At 70.4% G+C, this 20,650-nt stretch carries 17 protein-coding genes and 1 pseudogene; 10 read left to right on the top strand and 8 right to left on the bottom strand.

The window, feature by feature from the left end; all coding sequences use genetic code 11:
- Nucleotides 1–16: 16 nt before the first annotated feature.
- Nucleotides 17–766 (bottom strand): restriction endonuclease, encoded by a 750-nt coding sequence (locus ACFYSH_RS30555; RefSeq protein ID WP_359476021.1) that lies wholly within the window; start codon nt 764–766, stop codon nt 17–19.
- A gap of 129 nt (nt 767–895) precedes the next feature.
- Between ACFYSH_RS30555 and ACFYSH_RS30550 the strand changes: the two genes are divergently transcribed.
- The 9 genes from ACFYSH_RS30550 to ACFYSH_RS30510 all read left to right on the top strand — a co-directional run bounded on the left by ACFYSH_RS30550 (nt 896) and on the right by ACFYSH_RS30510 (nt 12,098).
- Nucleotides 896–1,687: a GNAT family N-acetyltransferase gene (locus ACFYSH_RS30550; RefSeq protein WP_359476018.1), complete on the top strand. Its 792-nt coding sequence runs from the start codon at nt 896–898 to the stop codon at nt 1,685–1,687.
- Nucleotides 1,688–2,051: 364 nt separating this feature from the next.
- Nucleotides 2,052–3,425 carry a crotonyl-CoA carboxylase/reductase gene (gene ccrA / locus ACFYSH_RS30545; RefSeq protein ID WP_359476015.1) on the top strand — a complete coding sequence of 458 codons (1,374 nt, stop codon included), beginning with the start codon at nt 2,052–2,054 and terminating at the stop codon, nt 3,423–3,425.
- 8 nt (nt 3,426–3,433) lie between these two features.
- Complete coding sequence (locus ACFYSH_RS30540) at nt 3,434–5,446, top strand: protein meaA (RefSeq protein WP_359476012.1); 2,013 nt, start codon at nt 3,434–3,436, stop codon at nt 5,444–5,446.
- On the top strand, nt 5,443–6,453 hold the full coding sequence (locus tag ACFYSH_RS30535) for an HpcH/HpaI aldolase/citrate lyase family protein (protein WP_388756632.1): 1,011 nt from the start codon (nt 5,443–5,445) through the stop codon (nt 6,451–6,453). The genes ACFYSH_RS30540 and ACFYSH_RS30535 overlap by 4 nt, the downstream gene beginning before the upstream one ends.
- 1 nt (nt 6,454) lies before the next feature.
- On the top strand, nt 6,455–6,982 hold the full coding sequence (locus ACFYSH_RS30530) for a MaoC family dehydratase (RefSeq protein ID WP_359476009.1): 528 nt from the start codon (nt 6,455–6,457) through the stop codon (nt 6,980–6,982).
- Nucleotides 6,983–6,984: 2 nt separating this feature from the next.
- Nucleotides 6,985–8,190 (top strand): acyl-CoA dehydrogenase family protein, encoded by a 1,206-nt coding sequence (locus ACFYSH_RS30525; protein WP_388756629.1) that lies wholly within the window; start codon nt 6,985–6,987, stop codon nt 8,188–8,190.
- A 181-nt stretch (nt 8,191–8,371) separates the two neighbouring features.
- Nucleotides 8,372–9,019, top strand: coding sequence for a phosphatidylserine decarboxylase (locus ACFYSH_RS30520; RefSeq protein ID WP_359476003.1), 648 nt, complete (start codon nt 8,372–8,374; stop codon nt 9,017–9,019).
- 22 nt (nt 9,020–9,041) lie between these two features.
- A complete protein-coding gene (gene pssA, locus ACFYSH_RS30515; RefSeq protein WP_359476042.1) occupies nt 9,042–9,860 on the top strand; it encodes a CDP-diacylglycerol--serine O-phosphatidyltransferase in 819 nt (272 codons plus the stop codon).
- A gap of 102 nt (nt 9,861–9,962) precedes the next feature.
- Entirely contained in the window at nt 9,963–12,098 is a 2,136-nt protein-coding gene (locus ACFYSH_RS30510) for a SpoIIE family protein phosphatase (protein WP_359476000.1), read from the top strand.
- Nucleotides 12,099–12,446: 348 nt separating this feature from the next.
- Here the strand turns inward: ACFYSH_RS30510 and ACFYSH_RS30505 are convergent, their stop codons facing one another.
- From ACFYSH_RS30505 to ACFYSH_RS30485, 5 genes are read right to left on the bottom strand one after another with little or no spacing between them, the layout of a single operon-like run.
- Nucleotides 12,447–13,700 (bottom strand): ABC transporter substrate-binding protein, encoded by a 1,254-nt coding sequence (locus tag ACFYSH_RS30505; RefSeq protein WP_359475997.1) that lies wholly within the window; start codon nt 13,698–13,700, stop codon nt 12,447–12,449.
- Nucleotides 13,697–14,812 carry a branched-chain amino acid ABC transporter permease gene (locus tag ACFYSH_RS30500; RefSeq protein ID WP_359475994.1) on the bottom strand — a complete coding sequence of 372 codons (1,116 nt, stop codon included), beginning with the start codon at nt 14,810–14,812 and terminating at the stop codon, nt 13,697–13,699. Before ACFYSH_RS30500 ends, ACFYSH_RS30505 begins: the two co-directional genes overlap by 4 nt.
- The gene (locus tag ACFYSH_RS30495) at nt 14,805–15,695 is read right to left on the bottom strand and encodes a branched-chain amino acid ABC transporter permease (protein WP_388756624.1); all 891 of its coding nucleotides are present in this window, start codon (nt 15,693–15,695) and stop codon (nt 14,805–14,807) included. Before ACFYSH_RS30495 ends, ACFYSH_RS30500 begins: the two co-directional genes overlap by 8 nt.
- Nucleotides 15,692–16,477: an ABC transporter ATP-binding protein gene (locus ACFYSH_RS30490; protein ID WP_359475988.1), complete on the bottom strand. Its 786-nt coding sequence runs from the start codon at nt 16,475–16,477 to the stop codon at nt 15,692–15,694. Before ACFYSH_RS30490 ends, ACFYSH_RS30495 begins: the two co-directional genes overlap by 4 nt.
- The gene (locus tag ACFYSH_RS30485) at nt 16,465–17,262 is read right to left on the bottom strand and encodes an ABC transporter ATP-binding protein (RefSeq protein WP_359475985.1); all 798 of its coding nucleotides are present in this window, start codon (nt 17,260–17,262) and stop codon (nt 16,465–16,467) included. Before ACFYSH_RS30485 ends, ACFYSH_RS30490 begins: the two co-directional genes overlap by 13 nt.
- A 213-nt stretch (nt 17,263–17,475) precedes the next feature.
- On the opposite strand from ACFYSH_RS30485, the pseudogene ACFYSH_RS30480 reads away from it, so the two are divergent.
- Nucleotides 17,476–18,201 (top strand): annotated as a pseudogene (locus tag ACFYSH_RS30480) (PucR family transcriptional regulator); the annotation flags it as partial.
- Between the two features lie 36 nt (nt 18,202–18,237).
- Here the strand turns inward: ACFYSH_RS30480 and ACFYSH_RS30475 are convergent.
- Nucleotides 18,238–19,353: a glycerate kinase gene (locus ACFYSH_RS30475; RefSeq protein ID WP_359475979.1), complete on the bottom strand. Its 1,116-nt coding sequence runs from the start codon at nt 19,351–19,353 to the stop codon at nt 18,238–18,240.
- 14 nt (nt 19,354–19,367) lie between these two features.
- Nucleotides 19,368–20,648: an MFS transporter gene (locus tag ACFYSH_RS30470; protein ID WP_388756620.1), complete on the bottom strand. Its 1,281-nt coding sequence runs from the start codon at nt 20,646–20,648 to the stop codon at nt 19,368–19,370.
- Nucleotides 20,649–20,650 lie beyond the last annotated feature (2 nt).

Raw genomic sequence — 20,650 nt, 5'->3', positions numbered from 1 at the left:
CCGGCCGGCGGGGCCTTCAGCCCTCCGCGGACCGCACGGGCGCTTCCGCGTACCAGGGCGGCGCCGCGGCGCCCTCGCTCCACGCGGTCAGCTCGTCGAGGCCGACACAGACGATGCCGCACTGTCCGGCGTACTCGAGAGCAGGTTCGGTGAATGCGCCGGTGGTGACGACGACGGCCACCTCGGCCTCGTGCACCGCGTAGCAGGTACCGCCGAAGCGCTGCAGCTCCTGGGAGCCGACCTTGTTGTCGCTCGTGTACCTCTTGCACTGCACCACCAGACGACGGCCGTCCGGGGTGCCGGCGATCACGTCCGCGCCCAGGTCGCCGGCGCCTCCGACGACTTCGACGTCCCGGCAGCCGTCCCGTCGGCAGAGGGCGGCCACGGCCTCCTCGAAGGCATACGGGTCCATGGCCGCGTAGTCGACGGGCGGGACCGGCTCGGGGCCGGGCGGGGAGTCGTCCACGCCCTGTTCCAGGGCGGCGTCCACGACCTCGTACGCCGTCTCCACGGCTGCCGCGGCCGCCCTGGCCGCCACCCTGCGGTTGCGTCGGACGCGCAGGAGCGTCACGGCTCCGGCCACCAGCGCGACGACCGAGGCCACAGCGGCCACCGGGTGCCGTGCGGCGGTCTCCAGGGCCGCGCGCACCACCAGCCCGGCGCCGCAGACCAGGAGGGCGAGGAACAGGAAGCCGAACGCCGTCCGCCTGACGTCGAATTCGGCCCTGCGGCCCTTCCGGACGTCTCTGCGTGTCCGTATGCCCATCGCCTACCCACCCCTTGTCCGTCGCGGCCTCACCAAGATCACTTCCATGTGCCCCACGGCAGCCGGTTGACGCACCGGCACGGGAAAACCCGGTGGCCGCTCGATGGCCCGCGTGCTCTGCTGCGACGCATGGATCCTGACGAGATGCTGGCTCTCTTCGACCACGAGATGCGTGAACACGCCCGCCCCGACGGCCCCGGCGTACGGGTCGAGCGCGGGACCGACGTCGTCCGCCAGGTCGGCGCCCCACACGACTGGAACGGTGTCGTCTGGACCGCCCCGGATCTCGGCACCCGTCGGGCCGGCGCGGTGATCGCGGCGCAGGTGGAGCACTACACCGCGCTCGGGCACGACGCGTTCGAGTGGAAGCTGTACGCCCACGACCGGCCCGCCGATCTGGGCGCGCGACTGCGGGCGGCCGGTTTCGCCGCGGAGCCGCCGGAGACCCTGTTCGTCGCCCCGGTCGCCGACCTGCCCACGGACGTGGCGCTCCCCGAGGGTGTCCATCTGCGGGAGGTGACCGGTGCGGAGGGAGTGGAACTGATGGTCCGGGCGCATGAGCTGGCTTTCGGGACCGGCGGTTCGCGGCTGCGCCACCAGGCCCTGGCCCGTCTCACCGAGGCCCCGGACACGTTCGCAGCGGTGGTCGCCATGGCGGGAGAACAGCCGGTGAGCTCGGCCCGGATGGAGATGCACCCCGGTACCGGCTTCGCCGGTCTCTGGGGAGGGGGAACGGCGGCGCCCTGGCGGGGCCAGGGGATCTACCGGGCCCTGATCGCCCACCGGGCCCGTCTCGCGGCCGGGCGCGGCTACCGCTTCCTCCAGGTCGACGCGACGGATCGGTCCGCCCCGATCCTGCGGCGGCTCGGCTTCACCGCCCTGAGCACGACCACGCCGTACGTGTACCGCACCGCGCCGTAGCACGCACAAAAGAGGGAACGAGCAGACATACCGCCCATGATGTTGCTCATGCGTGCCTACGAGATGACAATTGAGAGAAATTGTTGGCACTGGGTGCCTTGCCACCTGTCACGCAGTGCCATACGTTGAAGGAGTCCGGGCGGCCGGCGTGCAGAGACCTCTCGTACGCCGGCTGTCCCCGCAGACCACGTGTCCGCGCGCCCGGACGCCTGCGTCACAGGCACACCCTTCTGCTCCACCGAGCAGGCCCAGCAGCACCCGCCGAACCGACGGCACACCTCCACACCGCACCGCTCCCCTGACCACAGGGGTCCTCCGAGCGTTTCCCCCGACGCCGGAGACCCGATCTGCCGGAGGCATCACCGTGAAGGAAATCCTGGACGCGATCCAGTCGCAGGACAGCTCGGCCGCGGACTTCGCGGCCCTGTCCCTCCCCGAGTCGTATCGCGCGGTGACCGTGCACAAGGACGAGGCCGAGATGTTCGCCGGTCTCGCCAGCCGCGACAAGGACCCCCGTAAGTCGCTGCACCTGGACGAGGTGCCCGTGCCCGAACTCGGGCCCGGCGAGGCGCTCGTCGCCGTGATGGCCAGCTCGGTGAACTACAACTCGGTCTGGACCTCGATCTTCGAGCCGGTCTCGACCTTCGGCTTCCTCGAGCGCTACGGGAAGCTCAGCGACCTCAGCAAGCGCCACGACCTGCCGTACCACGTCATCGGATCCGACCTGGCGGGTGTCGTCCTGCGCACCGGGCCGGGCGTCAACGCCTGGACCCCGGGCGACGAGGTCGTCGCGCACTGCCTCTCGGTGGAACTGGAGTCCTCCGACGGCCACAACGACACGATGCTCGACCCCGAGCAGCGCATCTGGGGCTTCGAGACCAACTTCGGCGGCCTGGCCGAGATCGCGCTCGTCAAGTCCAACCAGCTGATGCCGAAGCCGAAGCACCTCAGCTGGGAGGAGGCCGCGTCTCCCGGCCTCGTCAACTCCACGGCGTACCGCCAGCTCGTCTCGCGCAACGGCGCGGGCATGAAGCAGGGTGACAACGTGCTGATCTGGGGCGCCAGTGGAGGCCTCGGCTCCTACGCCACACAGTTCGCGCTGGCCGGCGGCGCCAACCCGATCTGCGTCGTCTCCAGCGACCAGAAGGCGGAGATCTGCCGGAGGATGGGCGCGACCGCGATCATCGACCGCAACGCCGAGGGCTACAAGTTCTGGAAGGACGAGCACAACCAGGACCCGCGCGAGTGGAAGCGCTTCGGCAAGCGCATCCGTGAGCTGACCGGCGGCGAGGACGTCGACATCGTCTTCGAGCACCCGGGCCGCGAGACCTTCGGCGCGAGCGTGTACGTGACCCGCAAGGGCGGCACGATCGTCACCTGCGCCTCGACGTCGGGCTACAACCACGAGTACGACAACCGCTACCTGTGGATGTCCCTCAAGCGGATCATCGGCTCGCACTTCGCCAACTACCGCGAGGCGTGGGAGGCGAACCGGCTGATCGCCAAGGGCAGGATCCACCCGACGCTCTCCAAGGTCTATTCCCTGGAGGACACCGGCCAGGCCGCGTACGACGTGCACCGCAACCTGCACCAGGGCAAGGTGGGCGTGCTCGCGCTGGCACCCCGTGAGGGCCTGGGCGTGCGCGACACGGAGCTCCGCGAACAGCACGTCGACGCCATCAACCTGTTCCGTGACGCGTCAGCGGAGCGGACCATCCCATCCAGCCGGAACGTCTGAGGTCCACCATGACCGAACGCCAGAAGGACCGGCCGTGGCTCATGCGGACGTACGCCGGTCACTCGACCGCCGAGGCGTCCAACGAGCTCTACCGGCGTAACCTCGCCAAGGGCCAGACGGGTCTCTCGGTCGCCTTCGACCTGCCCACGCAGACCGGCTACGACCCCGACCACGTCCTCGCCCGCGGCGAGGTGGGCCGGGTCGGCGTGCCGGTCTCGCACCTCGGTGACATGCGACGGCTGTTCCAGGACATCCCCCTGGAGCAGATGAACACCTCGATGACGATCAACGCCACCGCGATGTGGCTGCTGGCGCTCTATCAGGTCGTCGCGGAGGAGCAGGGAGCCGATCCGGACGAACTGCAGGGCACCACGCAGAACGACATCGTGAAGGAGTACCTGTCGCGGGGGACGCACGTCTTCCCGCCCGGTCCTTCGCTGCGGCTGACGACCGACATGATCACGTACACGGTCAGCCGCATCCCGAAGTGGAACCCGATCAACATCTGCAGCTACCACCTGCAGGAGGCGGGGGCCACGCCGGTCCAGGAGATCGCGTACGCCATGTCGACGGCCGTGGCGGTCCTCGACGCGGTGCGCGACTCCGGGCAGGTGCCCGAGGAGCGGTTCGGCGATGTCGTCGCCCGTATCTCCTTCTTCGTGAACGCGGGCGTCCGCTTCATCGAGGAGATGTGCAAGATGCGCGCCTTCGGCCGCATCTGGGACCGGATCACGCGCGAGCGGTACGGCATCACGAACCCCAAGCAGCGACGCTTCCGCTACGGCGTACAGGTCAACTCCCTCGGACTGACCGAGGCGCAGCCGGAGAACAACGTCCAGCGCATCGTGCTGGAGATGCTGGCCGTCACCCTCTCCAAGGACGCCCGGGCCCGGGCCGTGCAGCTGCCCGCCTGGAACGAGGCGCTGGGCCTGCCGCGCCCGTGGGACCAGCAGTGGTCGCTCCGGATCCAGCAGGTGCTGGCGCACGAGAGCGATCTGCTGGAGTACGAGGACATCTTCGCCGGTTCGCACGTCATCGAGGCCAAGGTCGACGAGCTGGTCACCGAGTCGCTGGCCGAGATCGACAGGATCCAGCAGATGGGCGGCGCGATGGCCGCCGTGGAGTCGGGCTATCTCAAGTCGGAACTCGTCTCCTCGCACGCCACGCGGCGGGCGCGGATCGAGGGCGGCGAGGAGAAGATCGTCGGCGTCAACATCTACGAGACGACGGAGCCCAACCCTCTGACCGCCGACCTGGACGCGGCGATCATGACGGTGGACCCCGAGAACGAGGCCCGGGTCGTCGCCGCACTGCACGAGTGGCGCGACAACCGCGACGAGGCCCGCGCCACGGAGGCGCTGACGGCGCTGAAGAAAGCCGCGGCGGGGACCGCGAACATGATGGAGGCGACCGTCGAGTGCGCGCGGGCGGGCGTCACCACCGGTGAGTGGTCCTGGGCGCTGCGCGATGTGTTCGGCGAGTTCCGGGCGCCGACGGGCGTCTCGTCCGCGCCGGTGGCCGTGACCGCGGAGGCCGGTTCCCCCCTGGCGGTCGTCCGTGACAAGGTGACCCGCACCGCCGGGGACCTGGGCGTCGGACGGCTGCGCCTGCTGGTCGGCAAACCCGGCCTCGACGGGCACTCCAACGGCGCGGAACAGATCGCCGTACGCGCACGGGACGCCGGCTTCGAAGTCGTCTACCAGGGCATCAGGCTCACGCCCGAGCAGATCACCGACGCCGCGCTGGCCGAGGACGTGCACTGCGTCGGCCTGTCCGTCCTGTCCGGCTCGCACGCCGAACTGGTACCTGATGTGCTCACCCGGCTGCGCGAGGCCGGTGCGCCGGACATCCCCGTGATCGCCGGCGGCATCATTCCCCCGGCCGACGCGCGCGCCCTCCTCGAAGCCGGCGTCGCCGCCGTCTTCACCCCGAAGGACTTCGGCATCACCGAGATCATCGGCCGTATCGTCGACGAGATCCGGAAAGCGAACAAGCTCGACCCTCTGGAGGTCCCCGCATGACCACGCCCAGCCCGTCGTCCGCCGCCCCCTCGATCTCGGGCGGCTCCGCCTCCGTGAACCGGCTGCGTCCGCGCCGCTCCTGCCTCGCCGTCCCCGGCTCGAACCCGAGGTTCCTGGAGAAGGCCCAGGGTCTGCCGGCCGACCAGGTCTTCCTGGACCTGGAGGACGCCTGCGCGCCGCTCGCCAAGGAGGGCGCCCGGCACCACATCGTCGACGCCCTGAACAACGGTGACTGGAGCGGCAAGACCCGTGTCGTGCGGGTCAACGACTGGACGACCCACTGGACGTACCGCGACGTCATCACGGTCGTCGAAGGAGCGGGCCCGAACCTCGACTGCATCATGCTGCCGAAGGTCCAGGACGCCCAGCAGGTCGTCGCGCTTGACCTGCTGCTGACCCAGATCGAGAAGACGATGGGCTTCGAGGCCGGCCGGATCGGCATCGAGGCGCAGATCGAGAACGCCAAGGGCCTGGTGAACATCGACGACATCGCCGCCGCCTCGCCCCGGCTGGAGACCCTGATCTTCGGCCCGGCCGACTTCATGGCCTCGATCAACATGAAGACCCTGGTCGTCGGCCAGCAGCCGCCCGGCTACCCGGCGGACGCGTACCACTACATCCTGATGCGCATCCTCATGGCGGCCCGCACACACGACCTCCAGGCCATCGACGGCCCGTTCCTCCAGATCCGCGACGTGGACGCGTACCGCGAGGTCGCGGGCCGCGCGGCTGCTCTGGGCTTCGACGGCAAGTGGGTGCTGCACCCCGGTCAGGTCGACGCGGCGAACGAGGTGTTCTCGCCCTCGCAGGAGGACTACGACCACGCGGAGCTCATCCTCGACGCGTACGACTGGTGCACCTCTGAGGAGGGCGGCAAGAAGGGCTCGGCGATGCTCGGCGACGAGATGATCGACGAGGCGAGCCGCAAGATGGCTCTGGTCGTCGCGGGCAAGGGCCGCGCCGCCGGCATGCGGCGCACCTCCAAGTTCGAAGCTCCGGAGGCCTGACATGCAGTTCGGACGCACCTACGAGGAGTTCGAGGTCGGTGCCGTCTACAAGCACTGGCCCGGAAAGACGGTCACGGAATACGACGACCACCTCTTCTGCCTGCTGACCATGAATCACCATCCGCTGCACATGGACAGCAACTACGCCGAGAGGACGACCGATTTCGGGAAGAACGTCGTCGTCGGCAACTACATCTATTCGCTGCTGCTCGGCATGTCGGTGCCGGACGTCTCCGGGAAGGCCATCGCCAACCTGGAGGTCGAGTCGCTGAAGCACGTGGCGCCGACCTTCCACGGTGACACGGTCTACGGCGAGACGACCGTGCTCGACAAGACACCGTCGAGGTCGAAGAGCGACCGCGGCATCGTCCACGTGGAGACGAGGGGCTACAAGCAGGACGGCACGCTGGTCTGCGTGTTCCGCCGCAAGGTGATGGTCCCCACCGAGACGTACATCAAGGAGCGCGGCGGAGAGCAGCCCGGCCGCCCCGAGATCGTTCAGCCGTCGAGCAAGAACGCGGAGAAGTAGCCATGAGCCGACTCGCACAGACCGCCGGTCTGACGGATGTCCAGCAGGAAATCCTCTCCACGGTCCGGAATTTCGTCGACAAGGAGATCATTCCTGTCGCGACCCGGCTGGAGCACCGCGACGAATATCCGACGGACATCGTCGAAGGGCTGAAGGAACTCGGCCTGTTCGGGCTGATGATCCCGGAGGAGTACGGCGGTCTGGGCGAGTCGCTCCTCACGTACGCGCTGTGCGTCGAGGAGATCGCCCGGGGCTGGATGAGCGTGTCCGGCATCATCAACACGCACTTCATCGTGGCCTACATGCTCAAGCAGCACGGCACCCAGGAGCAGAAGGACACGTTCCTGCCGCGGATGGCGCTGGGTGAGGTGCGGGGCGCGTTCTCGATGTCCGAGCCGGCACTGGGCTCCGACGTCTCCGCGATCTCGTCCAGGGGCGTTAGGGACGGCGACATGTACGTCCTCGACGGTCAGAAGATGTGGCTGACGAACGGCGGTACGTCCACGCTGGTCGCCGTCCTCTGCAAGAGTGACGAAGGACACTCCGAGGGCACCGCTCCGCACAAGTCGATGACCACGTTCCTGGTGGAGAAGGAAGCGGGCTTCGGCGAGGTCCGCCCCGGTCTCACGATCCCGGGGAAGATCGACAAGATGGGCTACAAGGGTGTCGACACGACCGAGCTCATCATGGACGGACTACGTATTCCGGCCAATCGTGTCCTGGGCGGTGCCACCGGCCGCGGTTTTTACCAAATGATGGACGGCGTCGAGGTCGGCCGGGTGAATGTCGCCGCGCGTGGCTGTGGCGTCGCACAACGTGCGTTCGAACTCGGCGTGTCGTACGCCCAGCAGCGCCAGACCTTCGGAAAACCGATCGCCCAGCACCAGGCGATCCAGTTCAAACTGGCCGAAATGGCCACCAAGGTCGAAGCCGCGCATGCGATGATGGTCAATGCGGCACGCAAAAAGGACTCCGGGGAGCGCAATGACCTGGAGGCAGGGATGGCGAAGTACCTCGCCTCCGAATACTGCAAGGAAGTCGTCGAGGACGCCTTCCGCATCCATGGCGGTTACGGCTTCTCCAAGGAGTACGAGATCGAGCGCCTCTACCGTGAGGCCCCGATGCTGCTGATCGGTGAAGGTACCGCCGAGATCCAGAAAATGATCATCGGTCGCCGGCTGCTCGAGGAGTACCGGTTCCAGGGCTGAATGTCCCTTACGAGGTGATTTGGTGGCGAAGAACATCACACCTGGTCAACCTCGTCCGGAGCCTTTCAGCTGTCCGACTCGGCTGCTGGCTTGCCCAGTTGCCGCTCGCACCCGATAGCATCGCCGGAAAGCCGCCGTCCCCCCGTTGCCAGCGCGGCATCATCCGCTACGAAGGTCATCCATGCCCGACAGCCAAATCTCTGCATCCCGCGGCGGGGTCCGCCTTGCGCGCGGAGCATCGCCGTGGCTTCTCCCGACCGTCGCCACCGCGGCCCTCAGCCTCGTCCGGGCCCGCAAGTCCGGGCGCTGGGCGGCCGTGGCCGTGCCCACCACCGCGCTCGCGGCGGGCATGCTGTGGTTCTTCCGCGACCCCGAGCGCGAGATCACCCAGGGCCGCGTCATCTCGCCGGCCGACGGCGTGGTGCAGAGCATCATGCCGTGGAAGGACGGGCGCACCCGCGTCGCGATCTTCATGAGCCCACTGAATGTTCACGTCAACCGGGCGCCGCTGTCCGGCACCGTGACCTCGGTCGAGCACGTCCCGGGTGGGTTCGTCCCGGCGTTCAACAAGGAGAGCGAGAACAACGAGCGCGTTGTCTGGCACTTCGACACCGAGCTCGGCGACATCGAGATGGTGCAGATCGCGGGAGCGGTCGCCCGTCGCATCGTCCCCTACATCCCACAGGGCACGAAGGTGGAGCAGGGCGAACGCATCGGTCTGATCCGCTTCGGCTCGCGCGTGGACATCTACCTTCCGGAAGGTGTCGATGTCGCGGTCGAGGTCGGCCAGGCCACCACCGCGGGGGTGACTCGAATTGACCGTGATTGATCCTGATACCCAGGCGGGCTGGGTGCCCGAGGCGGAAGAGCAGGACGACGCCGAGGACATGCCGCTCTCGATGCGGCTGTCGATAGCGGACACGCTCACGCTCGGTAACGCCACGTGCGGGTTCATGGCGGTGTACTTCACCACCACGGGAATCCTCATCCCGCACCTGACGGGCAGCGACGAGTCGGGCATGGCCAGGCACTCCGCGGCCACCGCGGTGATCCTCATGCTCATGGCAGCCGTGTTCGACCTGTTCGACGGGCTCGTGGCGCGCAAGCTGCGCTCCTCCCCGATGGGCGCGGAGCTGGACAACCTCTCCGACCTGATCAGCTTCGGCCTCGCACCGGCCTACTTCGTACTGGTGTACGGAATGGTCGCGGACGACGCACACCAGCGGGTGTCGGCGCTCGCGGCGATCGTGGTACTGCTGGCGGTGGTGCTCAGACTTGCGCGGTTCTCGTGCGTGACCTTGAAGGACGGCATGTTCCAGGGCATGCCGAGCCCCTTCGGAGCGCTCACGGTCGTCTCGATCGTGCTCCTGGAGCTGCCCTTCGTACCGACGCTGCTCGCGATCATCGGAGTGGCGTGGCTGATGGTCAGCCGGGTCGAGTACCCGAAGCCGCGAGGCGTCCTCGCGGTGGCGATGCTCAGCTGGATCGTGGGCGCGATGGGGCTCCTCGCAGCCTGGGCGTTCGACGCCCCCGGCGGCCAGCTGCTCCTCCAGACCGGCTGCGCGCTGCAGGTCGTCCTGGGGGCGGTGATCCCGCTCTTCGCCACGGCACGGCGGGTGAACACCTTCCGTGACAACCGGCGCGAGGCACGGGCGGCGCAGCTCCCGTAATCGCGGAACACAGGACGAGGGCCCGGATGCTCCCCGGCATCCGGGCCCTCGCATGTCCGGCAGCGGGTGCGCGGCCGCCCGTCACAGGGGACGCTGGAGAGCGTGCAGGACCACGCGGCCGCCGGCGCCGCCACAGGTTCGGGCACGGAGCTGCTGGACAGCGCCGTGGCCCACGTCGTGCACGAGACCGGCGCGTCGGTCGCGCTGCTGTACCTGCTGCCGCAGAACGACACCACGCTGCACCTCTCGGTGCTCGCCGGGGTGCCGGGCCCGCTGGCCACCCCATGGACCCGGGTCCCGTTGTCGGCACCCATGCCGGTGGCGGACGCCGTACGTCTCGGCTGTCTGATCTGGCTCGGCAGCCAGGAGGAGCTGGGGCACCGCTACCCCCGCGCCGCGCTCGTGCTGCCGTACCAGTTCGCGCTGGCGGCCGCTCCCATCCGCGCCGGCACCGCCGACCGAGGCGGGCTGGTGCTGCTGTGGCCGGGGTCGCATCCCCCGCAGCTGACGCCCGCCGAGCGCGAGGCCGTCGTCAGCGGTTGCCATGGCATCGGCACGCTTCTGCTGCAGGCCGACGCCGGCGGCCGACCCGTCGTTCCGGGCTTCCAGCCACGGGTGCTGCCTCCCCCGGTACCGCCGGAGCCGGACCCGGGCGAGGCCGCGGCGGCCGCGGAGTTCGTCCAGAGGCTGCCCGGCGGCAGCTGCACGCTTGCGCTCGACGGGAGGGTCACCTTTCTCAACGACGCCGCCGCGGAGCTGCTGGGGGCCCGGGCCGCCGACGTCTGCGGCACGCTGCCCTGGGTGTCACTCCCCTGGTTGCACGACCCCGCCGTCGAGGATCACTACCGGGCCGCCGTCATCAGCCGGCAGCAGACGAGCTTCACCGTGCTGCGGCCGCCGGACCGATGGCTCACCTTCCACCTCTTCCCGGACGCCACCGGCATCAGTGTCAGGATCCTGCCCACCTCGGGAGGCGGTCCCACCGTGGTCCCGCCCCCCGCGCTGCCGCCGACTTCGGCCGTCCCCAGCCGGGCCACGGCCCTGTACCACCTGATGCACCTGGCGGCGACGCTCACCGAGGCGGTGGGCACACAGGACGTGATCGAGCTGGCCGGCGACCAGGTGATGCCCGCCTTCCGGATCCAGACCCTGATCATCATGACGTCCGGGGAGGGACGGCTGCGGGTCGAGGGGCGGCGGGGCAGCCGCCCCGCGCTCATGGACCGATTCGACGGTGCGCCCCTGAGCTCGCGCACGCCCGCCGCGCATGTGCTGACCACAGGCATTCCCGATTTCTACCCCGACGTCACCGAGCTGCAGCGCGCCTACCCGTCGGCCGGCCTCCGCGACGCCGTGGCCTCCTGCGCCTTCCTCCCCCTGACCGTATCCGGGCGTCCGGTCGGCTCCCTGGTCCTCGCCTACGACCGACCGCACCCCTTCGATTCCGAAGAACGCGCCCTGCTCACCTCGATCGCCGGGCTGCTCGCCCAGGCGCTGGACCGCGCCCACCTCTACGACACCAAGGACCGGCTCGCGCACAGCCTGCAGGCCCACCTGCTCCCCCACACCCTGCCCCGGATCGCAGGCCTGGACGTGGCGGCCCGCTACCTCCCCTCGACCCGGGGCATGGGCATCGGCGGGGACTTCTACGACCTGATCCGGCTGGACGACAGCACGGCCGCCGCGGCCATCGGCGACGTGCAGGGCCACAACGAGAATGCCGCCGCGCTCATGGGACAAGTGCGCACCGCCGTGCACGCCTCCGCCGGCGCGCCGCCCGCCGAGGTGCTGGCCCGCACCAACCGCCTGCTCACCGATCTTGATCCCGGCCTGTTCACCAGTTGCCTCTACATCCATCTCGACCTCGCCCGGCACAGCGTCCGCCTGGCCACCGCGGGGCATCCCGCACCGCTGATGCGGCGGCCCGACGGACAGACCGGGGTCCTCGACCTGCCGCCCGGCCTCCTGCTCGGCATCGACCCCGCCTCCCGCTACCCGACGGCCGAGGTGCGGATGCCTCCCGGCGCGGCGCTCGCCCTGTACACCGACGGGCTCGTGGAGGCGCCGGGCGTGGACTTCGACGACGCCACGGCCGAGCTGGCCGCGCACTTCGCCCTTGCCCTGGACCAGGACATGGAGTCCGTCGCCGACACGCTCGTGCGGTATGCGAAGCGTGCGACGCCCGGTACCGATGACATCGCCCTGCTGCTGATCAACGCACTGGGGCCGGAGGGCTGAGGACGGCCGGGGCCACGCTCCGAGCGGGTGGGGGCTGGAGAGCACCGGGGCGCCGAGGCGGTGGGGGTCATCGGCGCCCCGGTGCGGTCAGGGGCGGTGCGGCGGGTTCCAGCCGCCGTGGAGGTCGCCGGGGTTTGACCGTGGTACCGGCCGGGCCAGGACCGCCTCGTGGCGTCGGGGGATCATGGGAGCGCTCCCATGTGTGGTGTTCACATGAAGCCAGCGAGACGGACGCGCTGTCAATGGGCATGACAGTCTTCAGGTGGTGAAGCCGCACGGGGAAGCTGTCCGGACGCAAGGGACGGGTCCGGCCGACCGGCCGGACCCGCCCCGACGGAGCGACAGGTGTCAGGGGGCGAGCGTGAAGGACTCGGCGGCCGGGGCGACCTCGGCCGGACGGACCACCGTGAGGCCGCCGGGGGCCTTGGCGTCCGGCTTCATGACGACGGTCTGCCGGGTGGAGGGCGCCGCCGGGTCGGTGAAGTCGTGCGAGATCCCGAAGTCGCCCCCGAAGTCCTTGATGGTGAGCAGGGCCTTGTCCACCCCCTCTCGGGTGAGGTCCTTCGACTCGCAGGCCTTCTTCAGTGCCTCGCCGAAGACGGACGCCGCGTTGTATCCGGCGATGACGCCGTTGTCGAGGCCGTCCTTCGGGTACTGGGCCGTGTACGCCTTGGCGAGCTTGGACGGTCCCGCCGCCGCGTCACCGATGGGCAGGGTGGAGGCGCCGACGTAGTAGTCCTTCTGCAGGGCCGCGCCGGCCTGGGTCGCGAGCAGTTGCGGGGCGTACGCCGAGTTGTTGCCGACGACCGGAACGTCGAAGCCCGTTGCCGCGGCGACGCCGACCAGGGAGGCCGCCTGTCGCGGACCCGCGCTCACGATCACCGCCTTCACGCCGGCCTGCTTGAGCGCGGAGACCTGGGCGGTCATGTCGTTGTCGGTCGGCTTGATCTTCTGCTCGACGACGGTGAGGCCGGCTTCCTTCGCCGCGTGCTTCGAGCCGGCCAGGGCGTTCTCGCCGTAGTCGCCCTCGAAGTAGACGTGGCCGATCTTGTCGCCCTTGGCGATGCGCTTCTCGGCGAGCAGGAAGTCGATCAGGTTGATCGTCTCGACGTCGTACGTGGCTCCGATGACGCGCACGTACTTGGAACCGACCAGGTTCGCCGACCATGCCTGGGGCAGGACGACGGCCTTGTCCTGGCCGTCGATGCGCGACTCGACGGCGGAGACGAACGGGGAGCCGATGAACTGGGTGAAACCGAGCACCTCCGGCTCGAGCTCGGTGTAGGCGCCGATCGCCTTCTGCGGGTCGTATCCGTGGTCACGGACGGTCAGTTCGATCTGCCGGTCGCAGATACCGCCGGCCTTGTTGGTCTCCTTGACCCAGAGCTGCTGGGCCTGGGTGACGCTCTTTCCCAGCGAGGCGTACACCCCGGTCATGTCGGTCAGGGCGCCGAGAGTGATCTTCGAGTCGGTGACTCCCTCCCCGGCCTTCACACCGTTCTTGTCCGCGGCGCCGTCGTCCGACGACTTCGCCTTCTCGCTGCATCCCACGAGGGTGAGCGTGAGAGCCGCGGCAACGGCTCCGACAACACGTAGCTTCATTTCTTCTTCTCCCCTGGATTCTTCAGACGCGCAATGCCGCCGGGCAGGAACAGGACGACCGCGACGACCGCGGCGCCGTACAGGTAGCGGGACGCCTCGCCCGGTGCGATTCCGCCCGTACCGGGGGCGGACACCAGAGGGAGGGAGTCGCTGTAGTGGGTGAGCACCTGCGGGAGCAGCGACACGAAGGCGGCGCCGATGACGGCTCCCGCGACGCTGCCCAGCCCGCCGATGACGATCATGGCGAGGTATTCGAGGGACAGGATCATGCCGAAGTACTCGGGCACGGTCCGCTGGAAGACCAGCGCGAGCAGGACGCCCGCGAGGCCCGCGTACATGGAGGACAGGACGAAGACACCGGCCCGGTACCTGGCCACCGGCACCCCCATGACGCCGGCGGCGATCCGGTGGTCCCGGATGGCGTTGAGCGCCCGTCCGGGCCTGCCGCGCAGTACGCCGCGGGCGAAGAGTCCGCTGGCGAGGAGGGCTGCCAGTCCGAGGTACCAGAGCTTTTCGGAGGACTGGAAGGGCACTGCGGCGACGAGCACCTCGGCGTCGTCGAAGGTGAACCCGAACAGCGAGAGGGGCGGTACCGGACGGCCGTTGAAGCCGCCGGTGAGCGAGCCCGCGTTGAACAGCACGTGCTGGCCGATGAAGATCAGCGCGAGCGTGGCGATTCCGAGGTAGGCGCCGCTCAGCCGCCCCGCGATGGGGCTGAAGAGTCCGCCCGCGGCGCCCGCCAGCAGCACGGCCAGGACGGCCGCCAGCCAGGTGGGCAGACCTAGCCCGGTGAGGGTGTGGCCGTTCTCCGTGCTGTTCTCCCCCGCCAGGACGCAGTAGCTGTACGCGCCCACGGCGAGGAAGAAGGCGTGTCCCATGGAGAGCTGACCGGTGGAACCGGTGAGCAGGTTGAGTCCGATCGCCCCGATCGCCGCGGCCATCGCGAACAGTCCGGCCTGGAGCCAGAAGCGGTCCAGGTAGAACGGGAACAGCAGGAGCAGGACGGAACCGGCGAGCCAGAGGTACGGGGCAGGACGGCGCAGCCGGTCGGTGAATGCCGCACCCGAGGCGGCGGGGGCCGGCGCGGTGACGCCCTTGGTGGCTTCAGACACGGGACAGCTCCTTCGTACCGAAGAGTCCCGCCGGCCGGATGAGCAGGACGACCACCATCACCAGGTACGGCGCGAGATCACCGATGCCGCGTCCGAGGAAGGAGAGGTCGCTCTGGTAGCCCGTGGCGAGTGACTCGGTGACTCCGACGACGAGCCCTCCGACCAGTGCCCCGGTCGTCGAGTCGAGGCCGCCGAGGATCGCGGCGGGGAAGGCCTTGAGCGCGGCGAGCGAGGTGGCCCGTTCCAGGCCAGGGGTCGGGAACACGGTGAGGAAGAGCGCGGCGACCGCGGCGAGCGCTCCGGCGACCGCCCAGGCGGAGAGGGACACCCGGCCGAGCCGGATGCCCATCAGCGCCGCGGTCTGCGGGTTCTCGGCCGCTGCCCGCATGGAGACACCCCACGAGGTGAAGCGGAAGGCGAGCAGGAACACCGTGATGAGCAGCCCCGCGACGAGGAACGCCGCGATGCGGGTCTCCGCGAGGGTGACGCCCCCGATGGTGACGACGTCGTCGCCCCACGGGTCGCCCAGCGACATCACGTCCGTCCCCATGCGCCGGACGAGTTCGGTGGTGAGGAGGATGTCGACGCCGATGGTCACGATGGCCAGGACGCTCTGGTCACTCCCCCGGTAGCGGCGCATGACGAGGAACTCGACCGCCGAACCGACGACCGCCGCGCCCGCGATCCCCACACCGAGCGCCGGCCAGAAGCCGATGTCGTCGTGGAGTACGGCGGTGACGTAGCCGCCCGCCAGGAGCAATGAGGCATGGGCGAAGTTGACGACCTCGGTCGCCTTGAAGATGACGACGAAGCCCAGGGCGATCAGTGCGTAGACCGAGCCGATCGACAGGCCGCCCAGGAGGAGTTCGATGAAGGTGGTCATTCCTGTGCCCCCAGGTAGGCCTGCACGACGGCCGGGTCGTTCTGCACCTCGGCGGGCGTGCCACCCGCGATCCTGCGTCCGAAGTCGAGTACGGTCACGGCGTCCGCGAGCCGCATCACCACCCCCATGTCGTGTTCGACCATGACGATCGAGATGCCGAGGCTGTCGCGGACGCCGGCGACGACGGCCGCGGTGCGGCGACGCTCCTCGGCGGTCATGCCCGCGATGGGCTCGTCCAGGAGCAGGACCTCGGGCTCCATGCACAGGGCGCGGCCGAGTTCGACGAGTTTCTGCTTCCCGTACGGGAGGGCTCCGGCGGGGAAGTCGAGTTCCTTCTCCAGTCCGATGAACCCGGCGATCTCACGCACCCGTTCGAGGTGCCGGTGCGCCTCCCGGGTCGCGGAGGGCAGCCTCAGTCCGGAGGCCACGAAGCCGGCGCGGGTGAGCCGGTGGCGGCCGAGCATGAGGCTTTCGGCGACGGTGGCGTGCGGCGGCAGGGCCAGGTTCTGGAAGGTGCGGGCGACGCCGAGGTCGGCGATCTTGTGCGGGGCGAGACCGGTGAGTTCGGTGTCGCCCAGGCGCACGCTGCCGGAGGTGGCACGGTAGACACCGGAGAGCACGTTGAAGGTGGTGGACTTGCCCGCACCGTTGGGTCCGATGACGGCGTGCACGCTGCCCGGCTCGACGGTGAAGGACACCGCGTCGAGGGCGGTGAGTCCGGCGAAGCGCACGGTGACGTCACGTACGGCGAGAGGGGCCGGGGCGGTCGTCACGCGGACCACCTGCTCAGGGCGCGGGTGGTGCCTTCCGCCTCGGCCGCGTCCTCGGCGGCCGTCTCGTCGACGACGCCGAGATAGCGGCGGCGTACCTCGTCGGATGCGGCGAGCTCGTCGGCCGGACCGTGGAGTGCGACCTCGCCGACGTCCAGGACGTACGCGGTGGAGGCGAGCCGCAGCGCGATGGCCGCGTTCTGCTCGACGAGCATGACGGAGGTGCCGCTCGCGTTGATCTCCTGGATCGTCTCGGCGATCCTCGCCGCCATCAGCGGGGCGAGGCCGAGCGACGGCTCGTCCAGCAGCAGCAGGCGGGGCGCGGCCATCAGGGCCCGGCCCATCGCCAGCATCTGCTGCTCACCGCCGGACAGCAGACCGGCCCGCTGGTGCGCGCGCTCGGCGAGCACCGGGAACAGCTCGTGTACGCGGTGGAGGGCGGCGGCGGCCGCCTTGCGCCCGCCGCGTGCCCCGAGTGCACCCGCCCGCAGGTTGTCCGCCACCGTCATCCGGGCGAACACCTGCCGCCCTTCCGGTACCTGGATCACTCCCGCCGCCACCACCTGCGCGGGGCGGAGCCCGTCCAGGGGGCGGCCGTCGAAGCGGATGGTGCCCGTGCCCGTGCCGCGGTGGAAGCCGAGGGTCCGCGATACGGCCCGCAGCAGCGTGGTCTTGCCGGCGCCGTTGCCACCGAGTACAGCGGTGATCGCGCCGGCCGGCACGTCGACGGAGACATCGCGCAGTGCCCGTACCGGGCCGTAGCCCACGGACAGTTCGCGGATCTCGAGCGTTGCCATGCGTCCTCCTCCTTCCGACTGGTCGTTGTGGTGCCACAGACCAGCAGCGGGGGCGGCGCGCGTCCACGGCCCCGGGCGCAATCGCTGCGGGTGACCAGTCTTCGCACGGCCCGGTTGTGCGGGTGCACAGAGGCAGGTGATGTGCCGCCGTCCCCGACGCGGCCGGTGGCATCCTCACCAGGCATGAGCGGCTCGGCTGCGGGACGGAGCGAAGAGATGCGGCGGCGCAGTGACGAGCGGGGCCGGGCACTGCTCGACGCCCTGCTGGAGGGCCGGTCGGAGCCGGGCCTCGCGGCGCGCGCGGCGATCGGTCTGGATCTGCCGGAGCAGGGCCGTTACGCCGTGGCCGTGCTGCGGGGCGGCGGGGGCGGGCCGGCGGGCGCGGCGATTCAGGCGGACGGGCTGTGGTTCTTCCGGCAGGAGCGGGCGGACCGGGAGGTCCTCGTCGTCGCCCTGGGTGACCGGGATCCGGCGGCGCTCGCCACGCTGTTGGCCCGGTGGTGCCCGGGTGCCGGGGGAATCGGCCCGGTGGCCGACGGTCTGTCGGGGCTGGGGGCCGCGCGCCGGCTGGCCGAGCTGGCGTTGCTGACCTGTCCGCCGGGTACGGCGGAGGTCGTCCGGCTGGAGGAGCGGCTGCCCGCCGCGCTGCTGGTGAGCCAGCCGGAGCTGTCGGCGCGGCTGGTCGCGGACGTCTTCGGCCCGCTGCTGGAGCTGGACCCGGCGGACCGGGCGCTGCTGGTGCGGACACTCGACGCGTGGTTGGAGTGCGGCGGATCCGCGGGGCGGGCGGCGGGACGGTTGTACTGCCACCGCAACACCGTGCTCAACCGTCTGCGGAGGCTGGAGCGGCTGACCTCGCGGTCGCTGTCACGACCGCGCGAACTGATCGACATGGTGCTGGCGCTGGACGCGTTCAGGCTGACGGCGCCGCAGCCGTGAGGGGGCGCCGGGCGGGCGCCCCCTCATGCCGGTGCGTCAGGACAGGAAGTCTCGGGCGATCGCCTCGGCCGCGCGTTCCAGCAGAGGGCCGGCCTGGGCCATGCAGACGGCCGGGTCGGGCTCCAGGTCCGTCAGGGCGTAGGCCCGGCGGATACCCGCCCTGCCCAGTGCCTCCGGCGGCAGTGCGAGGCGCCCGCATACGGCGACGGCCTCCACTCCCGCGGCACGGGCCGCGGCGGCGACACCGGCCGGGGCCTTGCCGTGCAGGGTCTGCTCGTCGAGCGAGCCCTCCCCGGTGACGACGAGCGTGGCCCGGGCCAGCGCGGGGGCGAAGCCCAGGACGTCGAGCATGACCTCGATACCGGGCCGGAAGCGTGCGCCCAGGGCGACCAGCGCGCCGTAGCCGATGCCTCCGGCCGCGCCCGCTCCCGGCAGGGTGGCGGTCTCGGGTCCCAGCACGGAGGCGTAGTGGACGAGCGCCGCGTCCAGGACCGCGATGTCGTCCTCGGTGGCGCCCTTCTGCCGTCCGTAGATCTCAGGAGCGCCCTTCGGGCCGGTCAGCGGGTTGTCCACGTCGCTGGCCAGGATCAGGTCGATCTCCGCGAGCCGGGGGTCGAGCCCCGACAGGTCGGCCTCGGCCAGCTCGGCGAGCGCGCCGCCGCCGGGACCGACGGGCTTGCCGTCGCCGTCCAGGAAACGCGCCCCGAGCGCGGCGAGCATGCCGGCGCCGCCGTCCGTCGTGGCGCTGCCGCCGACGCCGAACACGATCGTCCGGGCGCCCGCGTCGAGCGCGGCCGCCAGCAGTTCCCCGGAACCGTACGTGGTCGCCGTGAGCGGGGCGAACTCCCCTGCGGGCAGATGCTGGAGGCCGGATGCCTCGGCCATCTCGACCACGGCGGTGCTGTCGCGCACCGCGTACGACGCGGTGACCTGGGTACCCAGCGGCCCGGTCACCCGGGCCTCACGCCGCTCGAATCCGGCGGCCACCGCCGCCGCGACCGTACCGTCGCCGCCGTCCGCGACGGGCAGGGTCTCCACCCGCACGCCGGGGACGACGCGCCGCAGCCCGGCCGTCACACGCTCCGCGACCTGTACGGCCGTCAGGGAGCCCTTGAACTTGTCCGCCGCCACGAGCACGTGGGGGGTCTCCATCACTGCTCCGTCCGTCACCTTGTATCCCTTTGCTTTCGAACAGGCAGTCGCGCCGCCCCGACCCTATCCGGACCACCCCTGTTCTGCCCATGGCTGTCCGGCCTCCGGCCGGTTCCGGCCGGAGGGCCCTGTTCCGAGGGCGGCAGCGCCCTCTCGGCGCACAGCGCCACGGACGCCGCGAGGGTCACCAGCCCGCCCACGAGGAACGTGGCCCGTACGTCCGACGCGGAAAGGATCATGCCGCCGAGCAGCGCACCTGCCGCGATCCCGGCGTTGTAGGCACCGGAGTTGGCCGCCAGAGCGATCTCGGTACGGCCGGGAGCGACGCGGAGCATCTGGTTCTGCGTCGCCATGAACACCGGACCGAGCGAGCCTCCCAGCAGCGCCAGGCACGCGACTGCTCCGGCCTGGACGGTCCCGGCCGCGTACAGGCCGAGCATGCCGACCGCCTGGGTGGCCACCGGGACGACCAGCGTGCCGCGCGGGAAGCGGTCCAGGAGAGGTCCGGCGATCGTCACACCGAGCAGGCCCGCGACGCCGGAGACCATCAGCAAGGCACCGGCCGAGGTGCCGGAGAAACCACTGACGTCCCCCAGGAACCGCACGATGTACGTATACCCCGTGAACGCGCCCGTGACGGACAGGACGGTGGTCAGCAGCACGAGCCCGAACCGGCGTCCGTCGGGTGCCGAGCCGTGGGCGGCGTGTCCCTCCCCCGGGCGTGACGTCGGGAGCAGGGCGGCGATCGTCACGAGGCAGACCAGTCCCAGCCCCGCCAGTACGACGAGTGGGACCTGCCACGTGCTCTGCTGGCCCAGCCATGTGCCGACGGGGACCCCGAGCACCAGGGCCAGCGAACCGGCCACCGACAGCACGCCGATCACCCGGCCCCGGATGTCTGGCGCGAACAGCCCGACCGCCACCGGTCCCATCACCGCCCAGAACAGCGCCTGGGCGAGCGCGGTCACCAGCCGGGCGGCCATGAGCAGCCAGTAGCCGGCGCCCAGCGCCGACACCAGGCTGGACAGGACGAGCGCGGCCAGGAGCACGGTGAGCACATGACGCCGGGGCATGGACCGTGTGACGTGCGCGATCGGCAGGGAGACCACGGCGACGGTGAGTCCGTAGGCGGTGACCAGGTAGCCGACCGCCGAGAGCGAAACCTGGAGGTCGGCCGAGATGACGTCGAGCAGCCCGATCGGCAGGTTCTCCGTGGTGTTGAAGGTGAAGGCGGCCAGCATCAGGGCCGCGAGCAGGACCAGTCTCTGCCGGCGGGCCGGCTGCGCCGTTGCCATGC

Origin of the sequence: Streptomyces sp. NPDC005791, assembly GCF_042871485.1 — a bacterium.
GTDB lineage: Bacteria > Actinomycetota > Actinomycetes > Streptomycetales > Streptomycetaceae > Streptomyces.
Note: the sequence above shows the minus strand (reverse complement) of the source record. Positions and strands in the feature narration are given on the sequence as shown.

Bases quoted from the DNA above. Each gene is read 5' to 3' on its own strand.
- ACFYSH_RS30550 (WP_359476018.1), top strand. From the start codon at position 896: ATGGATCCTGACGAGATGCTGGCTCTCTTCGACCACGAGATGCGTGAA.
- ACFYSH_RS30475 (WP_359475979.1), bottom strand. From the start codon at position 19,353: ATGGAGACCCCCCACGTGCTCGTGGCGGCGGACAAGTTCAAGGGCTCC.
- ACFYSH_RS30535 (WP_388756632.1), top strand. From the start codon at position 5,443: ATGACCACGCCCAGCCCGTCGTCCGCCGCCCCCTCGATCTCGGGCGGC.
- ACFYSH_RS30530 (WP_359476009.1), top strand. From the start codon at position 6,455: ATGCAGTTCGGACGCACCTACGAGGAGTTCGAGGTCGGTGCCGTCTAC.
- ACFYSH_RS30525 (WP_388756629.1), top strand. From the start codon at position 6,985: ATGAGCCGACTCGCACAGACCGCCGGTCTGACGGATGTCCAGCAGGAA.
- ACFYSH_RS30505 (WP_359475997.1), bottom strand. From the start codon at position 13,700: ATGAAGCTACGTGTTGTCGGAGCCGTTGCCGCGGCTCTCACGCTCACC.
- ACFYSH_RS30520 (WP_359476003.1), top strand. From the start codon at position 8,372: ATGCCCGACAGCCAAATCTCTGCATCCCGCGGCGGGGTCCGCCTTGCG.
- ACFYSH_RS30485 (WP_359475985.1), bottom strand. From the start codon at position 17,262: ATGGCAACGCTCGAGATCCGCGAACTGTCCGTGGGCTACGGCCCGGTA.
- ACFYSH_RS30540 (WP_359476012.1), top strand. From the start codon at position 3,434: ATGACCGAACGCCAGAAGGACCGGCCGTGGCTCATGCGGACGTACGCC.
- ACFYSH_RS30495 (WP_388756624.1), bottom strand. From the start codon at position 15,695: ATGACCACCTTCATCGAACTCCTCCTGGGCGGCCTGTCGATCGGCTCG.
- ACFYSH_RS30555 (WP_359476021.1), bottom strand. From the start codon at position 766: ATGGGCATACGGACACGCAGAGACGTCCGGAAGGGCCGCAGGGCCGAA.
- ACFYSH_RS30470 (WP_388756620.1), bottom strand. From the start codon at position 20,648: ATGGCAACGGCGCAGCCGGCCCGCCGGCAGAGACTGGTCCTGCTCGCG.